General features: G+C 63.7%; 20 protein-coding genes and 1 tRNA gene. 10 read left to right on the forward strand and 11 right to left on the reverse strand.

The features are described 5' to 3' along the window. Positions 1-82: 82 nt before the first annotated feature. Complete coding sequence (locus AC1DN9_RS08375) at positions 83-1,114, reverse strand: hypothetical protein (protein WP_478099057.1); 1,032 nt, start codon at positions 1,112-1,114, stop codon at positions 83-85. Between AC1DN9_RS08375 and AC1DN9_RS08380 the strand changes: the two genes are divergently transcribed. Together AC1DN9_RS08380 and AC1DN9_RS08385 are read left to right on the forward strand one after the other, a co-directional pair. Then, the gene (locus AC1DN9_RS08380; protein WP_478099059.1) at positions 1,104-1,631 is read left to right on the forward strand and encodes a YkgJ family cysteine cluster protein; all 528 of its coding nucleotides are present in this window, start codon (positions 1,104-1,106) and stop codon (positions 1,629-1,631) included. The two genes, AC1DN9_RS08375 and AC1DN9_RS08380, sit on opposite strands and share 11 nt — an antisense overlap. Positions 1,632-1,956: 325 nt before the next feature. Beyond that, on the forward strand, positions 1,957-2,529 hold the full coding sequence (locus AC1DN9_RS08385; protein WP_478099060.1) for a hypothetical protein: 573 nt from the start codon (positions 1,957-1,959) through the stop codon (positions 2,527-2,529). Between the two features lie 214 nt (positions 2,530-2,743). Here AC1DN9_RS08385 and AC1DN9_RS08390 read toward each other — a convergent pair whose 3' ends face one another. After that, positions 2,744-3,454 (reverse strand): NYN domain-containing protein, encoded by a 711-nt coding sequence (locus tag AC1DN9_RS08390; protein WP_478099062.1) that lies wholly within the window; start codon positions 3,452-3,454, stop codon positions 2,744-2,746. 560 nt (positions 3,455-4,014) lie between these two features. Between AC1DN9_RS08390 and AC1DN9_RS08395 the strand changes: the two genes are divergently transcribed. Beyond that, positions 4,015-4,518: a DarT ssDNA thymidine ADP-ribosyltransferase family protein gene (locus AC1DN9_RS08395; protein ID WP_478099063.1), complete on the forward strand. Its 504-nt coding sequence runs from the start codon at positions 4,015-4,017 to the stop codon at positions 4,516-4,518. 2 nt (positions 4,519-4,520) lie between these two features. Continuing rightward, positions 4,521-5,225, forward strand: a complete 705-nt coding sequence (locus AC1DN9_RS08400) for a DarT1-associated NADAR antitoxin family protein (RefSeq protein ID WP_478099064.1) — start codon at positions 4,521-4,523, stop codon at positions 5,223-5,225. Here AC1DN9_RS08400 and AC1DN9_RS08405 read toward each other — a convergent pair. From AC1DN9_RS08405 to AC1DN9_RS08425, 5 genes are all read right to left on the reverse strand, one after another. Further along, complete coding sequence (locus tag AC1DN9_RS08405; RefSeq protein ID WP_478099066.1) at positions 5,179-5,469, reverse strand: DUF6988 family protein; 291 nt, start codon at positions 5,467-5,469, stop codon at positions 5,179-5,181. The two genes, AC1DN9_RS08400 and AC1DN9_RS08405, sit on opposite strands and share 47 nt — an antisense overlap. Before the next feature lie 34 nt (positions 5,470-5,503). After that, positions 5,504-5,596, reverse strand: coding sequence for a hypothetical protein (locus AC1DN9_RS08410; RefSeq protein ID WP_478099169.1), 93 nt, complete (start codon positions 5,594-5,596; stop codon positions 5,504-5,506). 38 nt (positions 5,597-5,634) lie between these two features. After that, positions 5,635-5,811 (reverse strand): transposase, encoded by a 177-nt coding sequence (locus AC1DN9_RS08415; RefSeq protein WP_478099068.1) that lies wholly within the window; start codon positions 5,809-5,811, stop codon positions 5,635-5,637. A gap of 387 nt (positions 5,812-6,198) precedes the next feature. Next, positions 6,199-6,273: transfer RNA gene (locus AC1DN9_RS08420), tRNA-Arg, on the reverse strand. A gap of 44 nt (positions 6,274-6,317) precedes the next feature. Next, positions 6,318-6,956 (reverse strand): TetR family transcriptional regulator, encoded by a 639-nt coding sequence (locus AC1DN9_RS08425; RefSeq protein WP_478099070.1) that lies wholly within the window; start codon positions 6,954-6,956, stop codon positions 6,318-6,320. A gap of 161 nt (positions 6,957-7,117) precedes the next feature. Between AC1DN9_RS08425 and AC1DN9_RS08430 the strand changes: the two genes are divergently transcribed. From AC1DN9_RS08430 to AC1DN9_RS08445, 4 genes are all read left to right on the forward strand, one after another. Then, entirely contained in the window at positions 7,118-8,362 is a 1,245-nt protein-coding gene (locus AC1DN9_RS08430; RefSeq protein WP_478099072.1) for an efflux RND transporter periplasmic adaptor subunit, read from the forward strand. Positions 8,363-8,375: 13 nt separating this feature from the next. After that, positions 8,376-11,537: an efflux RND transporter permease subunit gene (locus AC1DN9_RS08435; protein ID WP_478099073.1), complete on the forward strand. Its 3,162-nt coding sequence runs from the start codon at positions 8,376-8,378 to the stop codon at positions 11,535-11,537. Beyond that, positions 11,527-12,936: an efflux transporter outer membrane subunit gene (locus AC1DN9_RS08440; protein WP_478099075.1), complete on the forward strand. Its 1,410-nt coding sequence runs from the start codon at positions 11,527-11,529 to the stop codon at positions 12,934-12,936. The genes AC1DN9_RS08435 and AC1DN9_RS08440 overlap by 11 nt, the downstream gene beginning before the upstream one ends. Positions 12,937-13,125: 189 nt before the next feature. Then, complete coding sequence (locus AC1DN9_RS08445; protein ID WP_478099077.1) at positions 13,126-13,758, forward strand: c-type cytochrome; 633 nt, start codon at positions 13,126-13,128, stop codon at positions 13,756-13,758. 59 nt (positions 13,759-13,817) lie between these two features. Here AC1DN9_RS08445 and AC1DN9_RS08450 read toward each other — a convergent pair whose 3' ends face one another. Genes AC1DN9_RS08450 through AC1DN9_RS08465 form a run of 4 tightly spaced genes read right to left on the reverse strand, consistent with a single transcriptional unit; the run spans position 13,818 to position 16,614 of the window. After that, positions 13,818-14,363, reverse strand: a complete 546-nt coding sequence (locus AC1DN9_RS08450; RefSeq protein ID WP_478099079.1) for a DUF2946 family protein — start codon at positions 14,361-14,363, stop codon at positions 13,818-13,820. Positions 14,364-14,390: 27 nt separating this feature from the next. After that, on the reverse strand, positions 14,391-15,353 hold the full coding sequence (locus tag AC1DN9_RS08455) for a YheT family hydrolase (protein ID WP_478099080.1): 963 nt from the start codon (positions 15,351-15,353) through the stop codon (positions 14,391-14,393). After that, a complete protein-coding gene (locus AC1DN9_RS08460) occupies positions 15,353-15,805 on the reverse strand; it encodes a YybH family protein (RefSeq protein WP_478099081.1) in 453 nt (150 codons plus the stop codon). The genes AC1DN9_RS08455 and AC1DN9_RS08460 overlap by 1 nt, the downstream gene beginning before the upstream one ends. A 44-nt stretch (positions 15,806-15,849) precedes the next feature. Continuing rightward, positions 15,850-16,614: a hypothetical protein gene (locus AC1DN9_RS08465; protein ID WP_478099083.1), complete on the reverse strand. Its 765-nt coding sequence runs from the start codon at positions 16,612-16,614 to the stop codon at positions 15,850-15,852. Between the two features lie 45 nt (positions 16,615-16,659). On the opposite strand from AC1DN9_RS08465, the gene AC1DN9_RS08470 reads away from it, so the two are divergent. Both AC1DN9_RS08470 and AC1DN9_RS08475 read left to right on the forward strand, forming a co-directional pair. After that, complete coding sequence (locus AC1DN9_RS08470; RefSeq protein ID WP_478099085.1) at positions 16,660-17,256, forward strand: LemA family protein; 597 nt, start codon at positions 16,660-16,662, stop codon at positions 17,254-17,256. Positions 17,257-17,271: 15 nt separating this feature from the next. Then, positions 17,272-18,195 (forward strand): TPM domain-containing protein, encoded by a 924-nt coding sequence (locus tag AC1DN9_RS08475; RefSeq protein ID WP_478099087.1) that lies wholly within the window; start codon positions 17,272-17,274, stop codon positions 18,193-18,195. Position 18,196: the final 1 nt, after the last annotated feature.

Below are 18,196 nucleotides of genomic sequence, written 5' to 3' on the forward strand. Positions count from 1 at the left end.
GGAATGCGAACTTGGCTCACCAGCAACCGCAGGACGCTGATATCTTCCCGCCCTCATTTGGGCCATCAACCACTTTCGGCGGTCAGGCTCGAGAGCGCGCCCACCCCAACTCCCGCAGGATCAGCGCGACTGCATGCAGTGCGTATTCGGCATCCTCCTCAGTGGGCGGATTCAAGCCTTTGTCGAACTGCTCGTTGCTCTTGCCTCTTGCATGCAGAATGGCGAGGGTCCGCGCTGCGTTGGCGGCCACCCGCTTGTTGTGGGGTGCGGCAGCTAAGCTCTCTGCGACATTGCTCAGATCCTTCCGCAGAATCGACTCGTCGCCTGTCTCCTGCCAGATCCACCGGGAGGCGACGAGGGCGGCCGCGTCGCGGCAGCAATCGACCACCGCGACGGCAGACTCGCGGAACGCCGAGTCAACGACCTTCTGCACGGCCCTACCGACCTCCACGCGGAAACGCTCGTCGACTTTGAGGGTGTCCAACTCCGGCATGAGGCCGAAAGATGATATGGAGCGCAGTACGAGCATCACGTCGTCGGAAACGGTGATCTCCACTCCCACGATCCGCCATGCCGAGGTCGCCAAGTTGTTGCCTATGGCGAGCGTGGCGCCGAGGCCCCGCTGCGGCTGCTCCAACAGGCTCGTGCCGGCGGCATGGACGTTAAGGGGACGCTTGAGCTTCCCGTCGCTGCCCGTGTTTCGGCCGCCGGGGTCCTCAAACGGGTGGGGCATCACGCGGATGTTGTGGTCGGGATAGGTCGCGTTAGCCATCGACTGATAGAGCCGGCCCCTGCGCGTGCGAGTGACGGGGTCGAACGAATCCTCGCGAAAAAGCCAAGTGAAAGGGCTGCTGCGGTATCCGCCCGGCAGTCTGTCCCAGTCGGAGCGGTCGGCAATCAACCTCGCCTGTGACACCATCGGGATGGGCAGAACCGGGCGGTCCGGCACCGAGCCCACGCTCTCGTAAACCAATCCGGTGTTGTCGTCGATGCCTAAGAACATGGATGCCTCACAGCTTTCTCGCTGATACGATGGGTTCATGGTAGTGCAGCAACCCAATCGGAGCGAAATCGAGGCCGCCGAAGCGCGCCGCGCCGGCTTCATGTCGGCCATTCCGCCGGAGTTGCTCGACGCGGAGGACAAGTTGCCCGCGGAAGTACGCAGCTTGAACGCGGCCACCCGCAGCAAGCTGCACCGGATCTACCAAGTGGCCGAGGATCTATCGAACGTCCGCGGGCCCTTCGTGGCGTGCAAGAAGGGGTGCTCGTCCTGTTGCCACATGAACGTCAGCATCACGAAGGCGGAAGCCGAGCGGCTAGCGAAGGCGAGCGGCAGGAGCATGGCGCGGGTCGCCGCCGCTCCGCGGCATGCGCGCGACAAGTTTGCGGGCAAGCCTTGCCCGTTCCTGGATTCACAGGGCGCGTGCTCGGTCTATGTCGATCGGCCGCTATCCTGCCGGAAGCATTCGTCCTTTTTCGAGAACGCCTCTGCGTGCGACCCGTCGGTGATGAACAACATCGACGTGCCGCAGGTCGCCTTCAGCGGCCTCGACGAAGCCCTGTTCGCCGCCTCCGGGATGGATGGCGCGCTAGCGGCCGATATCAGGGACTTCTTTCGGCCCAGAAGTTGACGTGGAAGAGCGGTGCAGGCTTTGCGGCAAGAATCGACCGCTCCTTCTAAGCCACATCCTGCCCGCCTTCGTCTTTCGATGGAAGCGCGAAAGCTCGGGAGGCTCGCATTTGCGAAGCACAGCGGAACCGAACCTGCGAGTCCAGGACGGGATCAAGAAGCATTGGCTGTGCGCGGAATGCGAGGAGCGATTTAGCAAGGATGAGCGAGCGTTCGCCAGTCTGCTCTTCTACCCATACTTGGAGGACTCGTCGAAGACCCGGGCGTATGGGCCTTGGCTGCTCCACTTCTGCGCGTCGGTCTCTTGGCGCCTGCTTTGCCTCGCCTTGGAACAGGACAAGTTCGATAGCGATTGGAAACCCGAAGACGTGCAGCGGTGCCGGGAAGCCGAGCTGGTCTGGCGCGAGTTCCTCCTCGGGAAGCATCCGCATCCTGGGGACTTTCGACAGCACCTTCTGCCCTTGGACATCATCATCGAGAGCGGCTCGGCGGACGCGGCGCCGAACATCAACCGATTTCTCGCGCGCGCGATTCAGATGGACCTTTGCCACGGGAAGACCACCATCTTCACGTTCGCGAAGTTGGGTCGGTTTGCGATTTTCGGGATGGTCCGCCCAGACAAGCATGCTTGGAAGGGGACCGCGGTTCAGGCGAATAAGGGCTTGGTTGGCCCACGGAACTACGTCTTGCCGGGTCCGCTCTGGGCTTACTTAAACGACAAGGCCAGAAAAGCCGCTGCGGCGATGGGAAGCGTTTCCGCGAAGCAACAGGTAAAGATAGATGAGACATTTCGCAAGAACGTCGACGCCTTTGCCGGGAGCGACGCATTCCGTGCCATGGAGGCCGACGTGGAAATGTTCGGGGACGCCGCCTTCACTCGCGGCAAGGCCAAGGAATAAGCGGCGAAGGCAAGTTGAAGATCGCGAAGATTGGCGTGACGAAGCCGCTTCCGTCGGTCCGGCGAAGTGGTCACCCAGTTCCTCCAGCAGCAGGGTGTTCTCGGGCCACGGGTCCTCTGATTTGCGTCGAACAGACGCTACGACGCCGCCCTTTGGACATCCCGCGCAGATTTTGAGCAGAAGTGGCCCGGCGCTTTGAAAGCGCCTGCAGAGGCTATTTCGGACGGACTTCGACGTGTACAAACCCGGTCGCATCCGGAGCGTCTGCAACCTCGAGGTAGGGTTGCTTTCGGACGAGTTCGCTGAGTCTCTTGAAACCGTAGTTGCGCGAATCGAACGACGTGTGGTTTTTGCCCAGGTATGACCCAACAGTGGCAAGGCGGGTCCAACCGTTTTCCCGGAGCGTCTCTCGGATCGCGTGCAACAACAGTTCCTTCAGGTCGGGAACATCGAGCACAGGTTGCGTCACGGCCGATTCGAGCGACTTCTTCAACACCTCAAAAAAGACGAACTTGTCGCAGGCGGCGATGAAGGGCTCCGGGGTCTTGCGCTCGCCGAGGCCGTAAACCACCTTCCCAGCCTCGCGCATGCGAGTTGCAAGGCGCGTGAAGTCGCTGTCGCTCGAGACGATGCAAAAACCATCTACATTGCCGGCGTACAGCAGGTCCATCGCATCGATGATGAAAGCCGAGTCCGTCGAGTTTTTGCCTTGTGTGTACGCGAACTGTTGGATCGGTTGAATCGCGTGGCGATGCAGATGCGCCTTCCAACCAGTCAGGTTGGTGGTTGTCCAATCTCCGTACGCACGCTTCACAGTGGCCGTGCCGTACTTCGCAACTTCCTCAAGTAACTCTTGGACGACCGAGGACGACGCATTATCTGCATCGATCAGAACAGCTAATCGCGTGGAATCCGTGTTTGCCAAGGAAATTTCTCCTTTCGGGGGCATGAAAGACCGACGTTGGTGATTGACGTATCGCATTTTGCGGCCATGACCCAAACACGCGGCCACTTCGTCGCGTTTGAAGTTCGACTCGCTCAGGCCCAGGCTGCCACCGACCGCTTGACGCCGCGCTGTTGGCCAAAGCCTTCGCCGGCGAACTCGTGCCGCAGGACTCTGCCGACGAGCCCGCTAGCTGCCGAAGCGCCTGGATTCACAGAGGGAGCCGGCAAAGGCTAGGCGAGGCTCCCGGTCAGCAAGATGGTGGTTGAGACGCGACTTGAATGGCTTCGCCCTTCTGGCTTCGATCCCAGGACCGGGGGGAATTTAAGTGCCTGGGTGCCAACTTCTTCCTGGCTGATGAGGTATTTCGATCGAGCAACAGATCGCCATTGACATGCGCCCGTCGCATGCCGTTACGGAGATGCCATGACCTCAACGATTGAAGAATTCGCAAACCAGCGTGGAATAAAATCGCTTTTCCACTTCACACGCCTGAACAACCTGCCGTCAATCCTGGAGAAAGGCTTGTTGACCATTGAGGCATGCGTCCGGGCCGGATACAACCTTCCAAGAATGACCCGGATAGGTACGACGGCACTGGCGCAATCTGCACCACCATCAGCTACCCGAACTACAGAATGTTCTATCGACTCCGGTGTAACCATCCGGGCGTCGAGTGGGTAGTCGTCAAATTGGATCGCTCGTTGTTGTGGCGAACGAAGTGTGCATTCAGCGATACAAACGCTGGAGATGGGTCGATGTTTAATGTTCCGATCGATCGTCGGCAGGGCCTAGCCGCGCTGCAGTCCATGTTCGGCGACTATGGTCGCATCGAACGTGCCACTCTCAAAATTCCTGATCACTACGCGACAAACCCGCAAGCGGAAGTACTGCTCCTCGACGGAGCAAAGGCCGACGACATTAAAGGTGTCTACTTTCAAAGGTCGAATACCTATGGGCAATTCACTGCTCAGTATCCGCACGTGGCGTGCCATTTGAATGGCGGTTATTTCGATGGACGCAGTGACTACGTTCACTGGAGATAGTTATGGCTACAAGACCGATCTTTACTCCGTCACTTAGCGGGAAGCTGCTGGTCTCGACCCATCACGTAGAGTTCCAGTGGTTCCCTGGTATGGCGTTGAGCCAGTCTCGCAAGTCAATTGAATCACTCCATGCGGCTGCGCAGAAGCAAATCAAGGTCAGTGACGTTCTGGAAATTTCAAGCAAGTCTCCGACCGAGATTGGGGTGAGCCTGAGTGCCTTCAACCTGATGATCAGAACGGTCAAGCATGAACGGGAGTTCAGCTTGGAATGCGCGTACCAGGCAAGCAAGGTTTTCGAGCACGGCGGCCCGTTCGTCGATCTTTTGAACGCGAAGTCTATCGACGCAAAGCGCGATCCGCGTTTGGTCCGGCATGGGCGCCTCGTCAATTTCCGCTTTTTTGGTATGGAATGGAGCCTGCAACCGCGAACCGGGTTTTACGACTGGTTGTATATCAATGCGCTGCACAAGCACCCAGAGCTCGCGCAAGGAGTGCTGGCATACCAAGCCTTTTCAGATATTGCCTTTAACCCCGATCGGTCCATCAACTGCCAAGCATATGCGGCTGCCCTGTATGTTTCCCTGCACGAACGCGGCTTGCTGACGGATGAGGTACTCAAGGATCAAGGTATGTATCTCTCCGTGATCAACACTGGCAGCGTCAGCAACGCGCATGAAGACACGGACGTTCAAGCTCGTATCGACTGATATCGCGCAGCGGGTTGCGCGCCCTACTCTTTGGAAGTGGGGACATGCACGCGCCGTGCTTTTCACACAGCGGGCGCATGCGGGGCATCAGGCCTGGGTCTTGGGCTGCCATGACCGCGGCGTTTGCCGTGTACAGCAGCATCAGATTGCGATTCCAGATGACCGCCATCAACTTCTCGTTCGCGTACGACGGCATCAAGGCTTGTGCGACCGCCTGGGAGCCGCTGTGCACGAACGAATGCATCCCCTTGGTGGTATCCGCAGTGTCGAGCCATTGGTCATTTGCTCTGCCCGGCCCAGACAGCCCGCACAACGGCCTCGAAGTGCAATCTGCACCAGGCCAACGCCGTGCCAGTCAAGCCAGCATCCACCAGCAGACGCTGGCTCAAGACATGCTCGAAGCCGCCACTTAAAGCGCCGAGCGAACGCCGGCATGCCCAGCGCGTGCGATGTGGCCAGGGTTGTCGCTCTCTCCAGACTGGAGGCGTCTGAGTGGCAGCCCGAATTGGGCTGCCACCGTGCGGGAGGACGTGAACCGGCTCGGATGCTCGCGCCCGACTTTAACGGCAAGGCGATGACGGTCCAACGCCGGGCATCGACATCCGCAGCCTCACGACGAAATAGGATGCTGTGATCCTGAGTGGTCAGCGACACGCCCATCAGCAGGTCAGGCTTGCCGCCACCAGCCGCCCCACCGTAAAAGACGATGTCAGCCTCTGACAGATAGGCCGCGAGCTGGGGACCGTCCTAGGGCACCCAGATCGGGGCCCGACGAACGAACGTGTCTGTCAATGCCATCGCTTCCCCTTGACGGCATCTTGTTATCGGTACTTTCCGAGATACCGACAAAAGTGACGGTATTTGTCTGCGATGGGATGCTACGCCGTGAATCAGCTTGAGGCAAAGAAAAACCCGCTACGCTGGGGAAACGTGCGGGTTTTGATGCTTAGTGAGACGCTGTGATTCAGGTCACTGGTCCCGCCGCCAGGAATCGAACCTGGATCTCAGCCTTCGGAGGGCCGAATTCTATCCGTTGAAATACAGCGAGATGGGTGTCTCCTGACCGTGTCAGGAGCCTTGCATTATCGCCTATCAGCCAGCGCTCGCCAAAGGCCGCACAAACCCCAGCCCTGAAAGATAGACCCGGAACGTCCGCCGCCCCGTCGACACCAGGTCGAAGGCCTCGGGATCCAGCAGCCAGTCCTGGATCAGCCCGCTGATCAGCGCGTGCAGCCCCTGCGCCGCCGCCGCCGCGGGAATCGGCATCCGGATCCGGGCGCGGCGGGCGCCGCCGAGCAGGGCCTTCTCGAAATCGACCACACAGGCGTTGCGTGCTTCCAGGTGCCGCTGGTGCACCGATTCCATGTCGTGCGTGTATTCGACCTTGTGCGTGGCCACCTCGAACACGCGCCGCACCTGGGGGTCGCTGGTCATCTGTTTCAGGGCCTCGACCATCATCCGTTCGATGTCTTCAACGGGATCCGCGTCGGGGCCGCCGGCCACCTTCTGCGCGGCGGCCTCCAGCGGCAGCGTGACGCGATCCATCATCGCGTTGAAGAGATCGGCCTTGTCCTTGAAGTGCCAGTAGATCGCGCCGCGCGTGGCGCCGGCGTGCTGGGCAATCTGCTGCAGCGAGGTCTGCGATACGCCCTGCGATTGGAAAAGCACTTCGGCCGCATCGAGCAGGCGATGCCGAGTCTCCTGTGCCTCTTCCTTGGTACGACGAACCACCTTGTCCCCTTTTATAGAATTCACTGCGCTGCGCAAGGCTGTCACTATACATGCATGAATGTATGTAAACTACGGCCCTTTCCCGATGGCCGACCTCGCCGTATTGCCTTTGGCAACCGCGCGGGCATGCGCCGTCCCAGTCCTCGTTTCAAAGGAATCGCATGCCCGTCCTGCATGTCTCGCGCCACCCATTGTTTTCGCCGCGCAACGCGGCCATTGCAGCCGCCGCCGCAGCGCTTCTCACGCTGACGGCCTGCGGCAAGGGCGATGCCCCGGCCGGGCACGGCGGCGCGGCGCCACCGCCGCCTGAAGTCGGCGTGGTGGTCGCCACACCGACGAATGTCGGCCTGATCACCGAGCTTCCGGGTCGGCTCGAAGCGTCGCGGGTGTCCCAGGTGCGCGCACGCGCGGCCGGCATCCTGCTGGAGCGTGTCTTCAAGGAAGGCAGCGACGTGAAGGCCGGCCAGTTGCTGTTCCGCATCGATCCGGCTCCTTATGCTGCAGCAGCGCGCAGTGCCGAGGCGAGCCTCGCGCGTGCCGAAGCCAATGCAGTGCAGGCGAAGGCGCTGGCCGATCGCTACAAGCCGCTGGTGGCGGTCAACGCCGTCAGCAAGCAGGAATATGACAATGCAGTGGCCGCGCAGAAGACGGCCGAAGCGGACGTGGGCGTGAGCCGTGCCGCGCTGACGACGGCCAAGATCAATCTCGGCTACGCCGCCGTGACGGCGCCGATCTCCGGCCGCATCGGCCGCGCGCTGGTGACCGAAGGCGCGCTCGTGGGCCAAAGCGATGCCACCGAACTGGCCATCATCCAGCAGATCGATCCGATGTATGTGAACTTCACGCAATCGGCCACGGACGTTCTCCGGCTGCGCCGCGCGATGGAAGCCGGCCAGTTCAAGCGCGCCAGCGGCGCGAATGCCGCCAGCGTGCGCGTGGTGCTCGAGGACGGCAGCGAATATCCGCTGCCTGGCAGGCTGCTGTTTTCCGACCTGACGGTCGACGCCACGACGGGCCAGGTCACGCTGCGCGCCGAGGTGCCCAATCCCAACGGCACGCTGCTTCCCGGGCTGTATGTGCGGGTCCGCCTGGAGCAGGCGCAGGCCGCCAACGCCATCACGGTTCCGCAGCAGGCGGTCACGCGCACACAGCAGGGTGACACGCTCACGGTGGTCGAAGCCGACGGCAAGCTCACCAAGCGCAACGTCAAGATCAGCGCCGCGCAGAACAACCAGTGGGTGGTGCTCGAAGGCCTGAAGGCCGGCGAGCAGGTCATGGTCGACGGCTTCCAGAAGCTGCAGATGATGCCGCCGGGCACGGCCGTGAAGGCGGTGCCATGGAAGCCCGTCGAGACGGCAGCTCCTGCTGCCGCGGCAGAAGCTCCGGCTCCCGCCGCGAAGCAGTAAGGAGCGCGCCCGCATGGCTAAATTCTTTATTGATCGTCCCATCTTTGCATGGGTGATCGCGCTGTTCATCATCGTGATGGGCGGCGTTGCAATCACGCAATTGCCGATCTCGCAATATCCGCCGGTGGCACCGCCTGCGATCGTCATCAGCACGGCCTACCCCGGTGCATCGGCGCAGACGCTGGAAGACAGCGTGTTGTCGGTGATCGAGCGCGAGATGAACGGCTCGCCCGGTCTCATCTACATGGAGTCGGTCGCTCAGGCCGACGGTACGGGCACGATCACGATCACCTTCGAGACGGGCACCAACCCTGACCTCGCGCAGGTGGACGTGCAAAACCGCCTCTCCCGCGCCACGCCGCGCCTGCCGGCCGCGGTGACGCAGCAGGGCGTGCGCGTCGACAAGTCGCGCAACAACTTCCTGCTGTTCACGATCCTTTCTTCGGACAACCCCGCCTACGATCCGATCGCGCTGGGCGACTACGCATCGCGCAACGTGGTGCCCGAACTCCAACGTGTCTCCGGCATCGGCCAGGCCCAGTTGTTCGGCACCGAGCGTTCCATGCGCGTGTGGATCGATCCGGCCAAGCTGCATGGCTTCAACCTGTCGCCGGGTGATGTCAATGCGGCGATCAAGGCGCAGAACGCGCAAGTGTCCTCCGGCATCATCGGCGACCTGCCGAATGTGCCGGGCCAGGCGATCGCCGCGACGGTGGTGGTCAACGGCCAGCTCACGACGGTCGAGCAATTCGGCAACATCGTGCTGCGCGCCAACACCGACGGCTCGTCGGTTCGGCTGAAGGATGTCGCGCGCATCGAGCTCGGCGGCCAGGCCTATTCGACGTCCGCACGCCTGAACGGCGAGCCTGCCGTCGGTATCGGTGTCCAGTTGGCGCCGAGTGGCAATGCGCTGGCTTCGGCCAAGGCCATCCGCGCCAAGATGACGGAACTCGCGCGCTTCTTCCCGCCGGGCGTGAAGTGGGTGATCCCGTACGACAGTTCGCGCTTCGTGAGCATCTCGATCCGCGAAGTGGTCAAGACGCTGTTCGAGGCCGTGGCGCTGGTGTTCCTCGTGATGTTCCTGTTCCTGCAGAACTGGCGTTACACGATCATCCCGACCATCGTGGTGCCGATCGCGCTGCTGGGGACATTCGCCGTCCTCTTCGCGCTGGGCTTCTCGATCAACGTGCTCACGATGTTCGGCATGGTGCTGGTGATCGGCATCGTGGTGGACGATGCGATCGTGGTGGTCGAGAACGTCGAGCGCATCATGAGCGAGGAAGGTTTATCGCCGCTCGAAGCCACGCGCAAGGCCATGCGCCAGATCTCCGGCGCCATCATCGGCGTGACGGTGGTGCTGATCTCGGTGTTCGTGCCGCTGGCCTTCTTCGCGGGCTCTACCGGCAACATCTACCGGCAGTTCTCGGCGGTGATGGTGGCCTCGATCGGCTTCTCGGCGTTCATGGCGCTGTCGCTGACGCCCGCCCTGTGCGCGACGCTGCTCAAGCCGGTCGAAGCGGGTCATCACCACGCGAAGACGGGCTTCTTCGGCTGGTTCAACCGCGGTTTCTCGCGCACGGCCAAGGGCTATGAGAGCCTCGTGTCACGCATCCTCCGGCGTGCTGCACGCTATCTCGTGATCTACGCAGCGATCATCGGCGCGGTGGTGCTGGTGTATCGACAGCTGCCCACCTCCTTCCTGCCGCAGGAAGACCAGGGGAACATCATCGTGAACGTGCAGTTGCCCCCGGGCGCCACGCAGGAACGCATGCTGTCGGTGATCAAGGACGTCGAGAAGTACATCCTCAAGCAGCCTGAAGTCGAGAGCATGGTCGGTGTGCTGGGCTTCAGCTTCTCGGGCCAGGGCCAGAACGCCGGTCTCGCTTTCGTGACGCTCAAGGACTGGGACCAGCGCAGGGACCCGGCGCATTCCGCCGATGCATTGGCAGGTCGCGCCTTCGGTGCACTCTCGAGCGTGCGCGATGCGTTCATCTACCCGCTGAGCCCGCCGCCCATTCCCGAACTGGGCAACGCCAGCGGCTTCACCTTCCGCCTGCAGGACCGCGCGGGGCTGGGCCACGAAGCGCTCGTCAACGCGCGCAACCAGATGCTGGGCATGGCGAGCAAGAGCCCGCTGCTGACGCAGGTGCGTCCGGATGGCCTGGAAGACGCGCCGCAGTTGCAGATCGACATCGACCGCGACAAGGCGAACGCCTTGGGCGTGACTTTCGATTCGATCAACACCACGCTGTCGACAGCGCTCGGTTCGAACTACGTGAACGACTTCCCCAACCAGGGTCGTCTGCAGCGCGTGGTGGTGCAGGCCGACGCGCCGGCACGCATGCAGCCGGAAGACCTGCTCAAGCTCAATGCGAGCAATGCCCAGGGCCTGCCTGTGCCGCTCTCGACGTTCGCGAGTACGCGCTGGATCACCGGCGCACAACAGACCGTGCGCTACAACGGCTATCCGGCCATCCGCATTTCGGGTTCCGCCGCACCGGGCTACAGCTCGGGCGCCGCCATGGCCGAGATGGAGAAGCTCGCTGCCCAACTGCCGGCCGGCTTCGGCTACGAATGGACCGGGCAATCGCGCGAGGAAAAGCTCGCGGGCTCGCAGGCCATCATCCTGTATGGCTTCGCGATCCTGGCGGTGTTCCTGTGCCTCGCCGCGCTGTATGAGAGCTGGACGATTCCGCTGTCGGTGATCCTGGTGGTGCCGCTGGGCGTGCTCGGCGTGCTGCTCGCGACGCTGATTCGCTCCTACTCCAACGACGTGTACTTCCAGGTCGGGCTGATCACGATCATCGGCCTGTCCGCGAAGAACGCGATTCTGATCATCGAATTCGCCAAGGACCTGCAGGCACAAGGCAAGGGCGTGATCGAGTCCGCCCTGGCCGCCGCCCACCTGCGGTTCCGTCCGATCATCATGACCTCGCTGGCCTTCGGCCTGGGCGTGCTGCCGCTGGTGCTCGCCTCCGGCGCCGGCTCGGCGAGCCAGCGTGCGATCGGCACCGGCGTGCTCGGCGGCATGTTGACCGGCACGTCACTCGCCGTGATCTTCGTGCCGGTGTTCTTCGTGGTTGTGCGCACGCTGTTCAAGGGCAGCGAGCGCCAGCACGAGATGGACAAGCGCCATGCGCAGGCTGCGGGTATTGAGGAAAACCATGAAGAGTAAGTACACCCCCAGCCTGGCCGCTGTCGCGACGGCCTCGGCTCTTTTCCTGAGCGGTTGTTCGTTGATTCCTACCTATGAGCGACCGGCGGCGCCCGTGCCTGCGGTGTTTCCGAATACGCAGCCGGCTGAAGCGCAACAACCGCTGGCCGCGACCATTGCGTGGCAGGACTACTTCACGGACCCACGTCTCGTGAAGCTGATCGACATGGCACTGGCCAACAATCGCGATCTGCGTGTGGCAGTTCTCAACATCGAGCAGGCGCGCGCGCAGTTCCAGATCCAGCGGTCGGCGCTGTTTCCGGCACTCGATGCGGCCGCCAGCGAAACGCGTCAGCGGCCCTCGCTGGTCGGGACCGGTGTGTCGTCGGTCTACACGGTCGGCGTCGGCATCACGTCCTGGGAGATCGATTTCTTCGGGCGCATCGCGAGCCTGAAGGATGCGGCACTGGCGCAATACCTCGGCACCGAGGAATCGCGCAAGGCGGTGCAGATCAGCCTGGTTGCCGCAGTCGCCAACGGCTGGCTCGCGGTGCTGGGTGACGACGAAGTGCTCGAAATCACGCGGCAGACGATGGTGACGCGCGACGAGTCGCTCAAGCTCACGAAGATGCGATTCGACAACGGCGTGTCTTCCGAGATCGACTTTCGCTTTGCGGAATCGCAGGCCGAAACCGCCCGCGCCGCCTATGCGCAGCAGCAGCGCGTGCGCATGCAGGACGAGAACGCGCTCGCACTGCTGCTCGGCGCGCCGGTGCCGCCCGAGGCCACCACAGGAAGCACGGAAGGACTGCAGGCCCTCGCGCCGATGCAGGACCTGCCCGCCGGACTGCCTTCGGACCTGTTGACCGAACGCCCCGATATCCGCGCAGCCGAGCAGCAATTGATTTCGGCCAACGCGAACATCGGCGCCGCACGGGCCAACTTCTTCCCGCGCGTCACGCTGACGTCGTCGATCGGCACCGCCAGCACCGAGTTCTCGGGACTCTTCGGCAGCGGGTCCAAGGCATGGACCTTCGCACCGCAGGTCACCTTGCCGATCTTCAACGCGGGCAGCAATCAAGCGACCCTGGATTCAGCGCGCGCAGGCCGCGAGATCGCCGTGGCGCAGTACGAAAAGGCCATCCAGAACGCGTTCCGCGAGGTCGCCGACGCGCTCGCGGGCCGTGCGACCTTCGACGATGAACTCCGCGCCCTGATTGCTCAGTCCAACGCGGAAGAGATCCGTTTCAAGCTGTCGGACCTCCGCTATCGCAACGGCGTCGCGAGCGGCCTCGACCTGCTGGACGCGCAACGCTCCCTGTACACCTCACAACTCGCGACAGCGCAAGCACGCCAATCGAAGCTGCAAAACCAGGTAACACTCTTCAAGACCCTGGGCGGCGGCTGGAGCACGAGGTAGCAAGGTGCGGCGCAAAGCGCCCACCCTTCGCGGGCTGCCGCGGAACCGGCTCCGCCGGGCCGCCGGCAGCGCCCCCTGCAAGGGGGTGGGCGGCTACACGAAGTGAGCCAACCTGGGGGTGTGCTCATCCCTATAATCCGCGGTTGATTTAGAAAAGCCCCCCGAAGAGCCCCAGATACTGAGGACCCAATGAGCGACGATCCGCACTACCAGGCCGCAGAAGAAGCCCACACCGGCCCGATCAAGAATCCCAAGCAACTCCTGATCGCTGTATTTTTCTCGTTCGTTGCTCCGATCCTGATCATTGCGGGCCTTGTCTCGTACGTGGTCTCCGGCATCCATCCTTCGGGTTCCGTGGTTGGCGAAAGCATGTCGCTCTACGGCGTTTCGAAAGAAGTGCGCGATAAAGAGATCGCCGAGCGCCTGAAGAAGGTCGGCTCGATCGAGATCCGCGACGCCAACCGCCCCCTCACCACCGGCGAAGCGGTGTTCAAGGCGCAGTGCGTGATCTGCCACGGCAGCCCGGGCATCCCCGGCGCTCCGCATTTCAGCGACGCCGCTGCCTGGGGCCCCCGCATCGGTCAAGGCTACGCGACGCTGCTGGAGCATGCGCTCAAGGGCAAGGGCGCGATGCCTCCACAAGGCGGCGGCGATTTCGAGGATCTGGAAGTGGGTCGCGCAGTGGTCTACATGGCGAATGCGGGTGGTGCCACGTTCCCTGTGCCGGATCGCCCGGCTGCCGCTCCGGCGGATGGGGCGGCACCGGCAACCGACGCCGCAGCTGCGCCCGCAGCAACTGCACCAGCCGAGACCAAGCAATAGCATCACCCCAGAAATAGAGAAGCCCGCATGTGCGGGCTTTTTTAATGCCTGATCAGTCCTCAGTGAGACGCAGCGGACTTGGCCGGTTGGCGCGCCGCGGGGCTCACAACGAATCCGAAGCGCCCGGGCAAATCATCCGCCCTCACGTCCTCCGGCACCCATCGCCCCTGCTCGATGGCCTCCGACGCCATGCCGACATCCTGGGTGTGAACCAGCCCGAGCCCGATGGGCGCCACCAGATACAGCTTGCCGTCCTCATCGAGGAGACAGGCGGAAGGTTCGATGGCCAGGCCTGAATGCGAGCGGACCGAGAAGTCCTCGCCGATGCGCCAGACCCACGGTGCGACTTCCAGTTCGACGTACACCCGCTGCGGACCATTCTGGAAAAACCACTGGCCGAGGTCGTCGTGCTCGTAGTTGCGCTGGATGAACTCGATCAACTTGTCGTGACGCAGCATCGACCCCTTGGCCATTGCGAACGTTCCTGCGGCTTGCGTAGGGTCGTCTCGCAAGTACCAGTTGCCGCGTGCGTCGAGGCCGAGCCATCCATAACAGTGCGGCACGTTCGGCCACTTGGCCAAAGCTTGCTTGACGATGTCATCCATAGGGGAATTTTGCTCCTGCCGGGGCGGTCAGCGGCTCGCCAACCAGGTCACTACGCGCTCGGGCATTTCGCGCACATGGCCGGGCGGCATTCCGAGCGGAAAACCGACGTGCCCGCCATGGGCAGGCTGCCACAGTGTGACGTGGCGGCCGACTTCCCCCGGCCGCGGAAGGCTCTCGGCCGGCACGAAGGGATCGTTGGCGGCGTTCACGACCAGCGCGGGAATCCGGATCGCGTGCAGATGGGGCTTGGCCGAGCCGCGCGTCCAATAGTCATCCGTGTCGCGAAAGCCGTGCAGCGGCGCGGTGAAAACGTTGTCGAAGTCGTACAGGTTCCGCGCCGCGATGAGCGTTTCGCGATCGAACAGGCCCGGATGTTGCGCCAGCTTGGCCAGCGCCTTGGGCTTCATGGTCGAGAGGAACATGCGTGTGTAGACCAGCTTGTTGAAGCCGCGCCCGATGGCGGAGCCCCCCGCGGCCAGGTCCAGCGGCGCCGAAACGGATGCAACCGCACGCACGAACTTCGACGCCTCGCTGCCCGCCTCCTCGGCCCAGCGCATCAACGCATTGCCGCCAAGGGACACGCCCGCCGCCCTGACGACCTCGCGCCGCTCGCGCATCCGCGCCAGGATCCATCCGATTTCCTCGAAGTCCCCGGAGTGGTAGGCGCGCGGCGCCAGGTTGAGCTCGCCGCTGCAACCGCGGAAATGGGGCACGGCATAGTCCCAGCCGCGCTCGCTCGCGGAGGCCGCGAACGCTTCGGCATAGTGGCTGCGCGACGATCCCTCGAGTCCATGAAACAGCACGAGCAACGGCTTGGGCCCTTCGCCCGGTGCGTCGAGGAAATCGACGTCGATGAAGTCGCCGTCCGGCGTGGTCCAGCGTTCGCGCCGATAGTCGGGCAAAGGTGTCACCACGCGCCGCCCGTACAGCGCGGCCCAAATGGTTTGCAGGTTGCCGCCCGGCAACCATCGCGGCGCGACGTATTGCATCAGTGGATCGTCTGCGGTGCGTCGCCGGTGTCGCCCGGGTCCTGCACGCTGCCCGGGCTGGCATGGTGCGCGACCATGCGCCAGCCCTGCGCCGTCTTGTGATAAACGTTGGTCGCCAGAACGAAGGCATGGCGCGGCCCTTCGGCGGTCAGCACCTCGATGCGCTCGAGCACGTTGTGCACCGCGCTCGCGAGCGATTCGACCTTGCGCACGCGCGCCGGCGTGGCGTGGATCGCACCGTTGCCGAACATGTGTTCGAAAGCGGCTCGGATCGCGTCCGCGCCGACCAGTCGCGGGCCGCCGGGATGCACGCAGAAGATTTCATCCTCGTCGGCCCAGCAGTCCATCAGCGCATCGACGTCGCCGCGCTGCAGCGCCTCATAGAAAGCCGCTTCGACATCGTCGGCGGTGCCGCCGACAGTCGCGGCGCGGAGTTTGGTCTTCGTGGACATGGGTGATGCGGCCTGAAGCGCCGATTTTGCCTTGGACGAGGGCTTCATGGAGGCCCGGCCAGCCAGCCCTCCACCACCGAGCGAACATCCCCCTGTGACGCCTGCCACACCAATTCAGGCGCCGCCACGCGCACACCCGGCGGCGCGATGCGCAGTGCGACGTCGACAAGTTCAGCCACCTTGGACGCGCGCACCGGCTGCTCGCTCGTCGGCACCATGAAGCGGGCGATGGACAGCATCCATGTCGCCAGCCGCTCGGCCGGATTCGTGAAGCGGACCTGTATCGGCTTCTGGGCGGAACGCACGAGGATGACGCGCTCGAAACCCTGCGCCACCACCGCCTGCTCATCGAGACTCGCCAGTCCGCGCTTGAGTGCTTCCGGCAGCCGCCCCTGCGCGTGCGGCTGAACGATGGCGAGGGTCCGCACCCCGCAGGCACGCAGCCAGCCCGCGAGCGCCGGCAGTTGCGCGGGCTCGGGCGTCCAGAGCGCGCGCTCGCGGTCGTAGTAGAGCCGCGGCGGCTCGAAGAGGACCAGTGCCGTAGCGGCCGCGACCCGTGGCCACTCGGCGACCGGCGTGTTCGGCGCCAGAACGGATTCGACCCCGCGAAGCCCATCGCGAATCGGCTCGCGCGCCAGCACGAGGGTGTGATCGAAGCGGTGCCTCCCGGCAAGGCGCCGGACCAGCTCCTGGCCCAGCACGCCGGTCGCGCCGCAGATCAGCAGCGTGCCTTTGGATTCACTTGCGGCAACGCTCGACACCGGCCCACGGTTGGCCGCCTGCAGCGCTTGGAAAGGATCGACAGCCATTCCATCTATGCTACCTTTGCCGACTTCACAACAAGGGGCTTGGTGATGTTGAAACGCTGGCTTTTGATCATCCTCGCGGCGTTCTCGCTGGCGGGCTGCGGCTACAACGACTTCCAGCGCCTCGACGAGGCCAGCAAATCGGCCTGGAGCGAAGTGCTCAACCAGTACCAGCGGCGCGCCGACCTGGTGCCGAACATCGTGGCCACGGTCAAGGGCGAAGCCAACTTCGAGCAGGAAACGCTCACCAAGGTGATCGAGGCGCGCGCCAAGGCCACGTCGATCCAGGTCACGCCCGAGACGCTCAACAACCCCGAGGCCTTCAACAAGTTCCAGCAGGCGCAAGGCGAACTGTCGAGCGCGCTGTCGCGGCTGATGGCGGTGTCGGAGCAATACCCCAATCTCAAGGCCAACCAGGCTTTCCGCGATCTGCGCGTGACCCTCGAAGGTACCGAGAACCGCATCACGGTGGCGCGCAACCGCTACATCCAGACGGTCCAGGAATACAACGTGCTGGCGCGCAGCTTTCCTACGAACCTGACGGCCAAGGTCTTCAGCTACGAGCCCAAGCCCAACTTCACGGTGCAGAACGAGGCACAGATCTCGACCCCGCCCACGGTGGACTTCAGCGCGCCGAAGAAGTAGGCCCGGGCCATCGCCATGACGGCAGCCCGTATCCTGCGCGCCCTGACGGTCCTCTTGCTGTGGGCCGTCTTCGGTGCGCACGCGCAGGGCCTGTTGCCCGTGCCGAAGCTCGAGGCGCGGGTCATCGACCAGACCGGCACGCTGAGCGATGCCCAGCGCGCGGCGCTCGAAGCCAAGCTGCAGGCCTTCGAACAGCAGAAGGGCTCGCAGATCGTGATGCTGATGGTCCCGACCACGCAGCCCGAAGACATCGCCAGCTATGCCAATCGCGTCGGCAATGCGTGGAAGATCGGGCGCAAGGAGGTCGGCGACGGCATTCTCGTCATCGTCGCGAAGAACGACCGCAAGATGCGCATCGAAGTCGCGAAGGCGCTCGAAGGCGCGGTGCCCGACCTCGCCGCCGCGCACATCATCGACGACGCGATGAAGCCGCGCTTCCGGGAGAACGACTTTGCCGGCGGCCTCGATGCGGCGGCCGACCAGTTGATCGCGCGCGTCAAGGGTGAGCCGCTGCCGGAGGTCGATGCCCGCAGCGGCGACTTCGGCGACGGCCGCGGCAACAACAACGGATTCAACTGGCAAGACCTCGCGGTGTTCCTCTTCGTCGGCGTGCTGGTGGCGGGGCCGATCGCGCGACGCATTCTCGGCAAGGTCCCTGGCTCGCTGGCGATGGGCGGACTCACCGGCGTCGTGGTGATGGTCCTGACGTCGAGCGTCGTGATCGCGGTGCTGGCGGGCCTGGGCGCCCTGCTGTTCACGCTGCTGTCGCTGGCCTTCGGCTCGGGCGTCGGTCGGCGGGGTGGAGGCTTTGGCGGTGGCGGGTTTGGAGGCGGCTTCGGCGGAGGTGGCGGAGGCTGGGGTGGCGGTTCCTCCGGCGGGGGCTTCAGTTCCGGTGGCGGCGGCAATTTCGGCGGCGGCGGCGCCTCGGGGGACTGGTGAC

Source organism: Variovorax sp. 05L425, assembly GCF_056397705.1.

What these genes read in the sequence shown, in the direction of transcription:
- AC1DN9_RS08380 (WP_478099059.1), top strand. Translation starts at nt 1,104, where the DNA reads ATGTCGGCCATTCCGCCGGAGTTGCTCGACGCGGAGGACAAGTTGCCC.
- AC1DN9_RS08375 (WP_478099057.1), bottom strand. Translation starts at nt 1,114, where the DNA reads ATGGCCGACATGAAGCCGGCGCGGCGCGCTTCGGCGGCCTCGATTTCG.
- AC1DN9_RS08395 (WP_478099063.1), top strand. Translation starts at nt 4,015, where the DNA reads ATGCGTCCGGGCCGGATACAACCTTCCAAGAATGACCCGGATAGGTAC.
- AC1DN9_RS08400 (WP_478099064.1), top strand. Translation starts at nt 4,521, where the DNA reads ATGGCTACAAGACCGATCTTTACTCCGTCACTTAGCGGGAAGCTGCTG.
- AC1DN9_RS08405 (WP_478099066.1), bottom strand. Translation starts at nt 5,469, where the DNA reads ATGCATTCGTTCGTGCACAGCGGCTCCCAGGCGGTCGCACAAGCCTTG.
- AC1DN9_RS08430 (WP_478099072.1), top strand. Translation starts at nt 7,118, where the DNA reads ATGCCCGTCCTGCATGTCTCGCGCCACCCATTGTTTTCGCCGCGCAAC.
- AC1DN9_RS08435 (WP_478099073.1), top strand. Translation starts at nt 8,376, where the DNA reads ATGGCTAAATTCTTTATTGATCGTCCCATCTTTGCATGGGTGATCGCG.
- AC1DN9_RS08440 (WP_478099075.1), top strand. Translation starts at nt 11,527, where the DNA reads ATGAAGAGTAAGTACACCCCCAGCCTGGCCGCTGTCGCGACGGCCTCG.
- AC1DN9_RS08445 (WP_478099077.1), top strand. Translation starts at nt 13,126, where the DNA reads ATGAGCGACGATCCGCACTACCAGGCCGCAGAAGAAGCCCACACCGGC.
- AC1DN9_RS08450 (WP_478099079.1), bottom strand. Translation starts at nt 14,363, where the DNA reads ATGGATGACATCGTCAAGCAAGCTTTGGCCAAGTGGCCGAACGTGCCG.
- AC1DN9_RS08455 (WP_478099080.1), bottom strand. Translation starts at nt 15,353, where the DNA reads ATGCAATACGTCGCGCCGCGATGGTTGCCGGGCGGCAACCTGCAAACC.
- AC1DN9_RS08460 (WP_478099081.1), bottom strand. Translation starts at nt 15,805, where the DNA reads ATGTCCACGAAGACCAAACTCCGCGCCGCGACTGTCGGCGGCACCGCC.
- AC1DN9_RS08465 (WP_478099083.1), bottom strand. Translation starts at nt 16,614, where the DNA reads ATGGCTGTCGATCCTTTCCAAGCGCTGCAGGCGGCCAACCGTGGGCCG.
- AC1DN9_RS08470 (WP_478099085.1), top strand. Translation starts at nt 16,660, where the DNA reads ATGTTGAAACGCTGGCTTTTGATCATCCTCGCGGCGTTCTCGCTGGCG.
- AC1DN9_RS08475 (WP_478099087.1), top strand. Translation starts at nt 17,272, where the DNA reads ATGACGGCAGCCCGTATCCTGCGCGCCCTGACGGTCCTCTTGCTGTGG.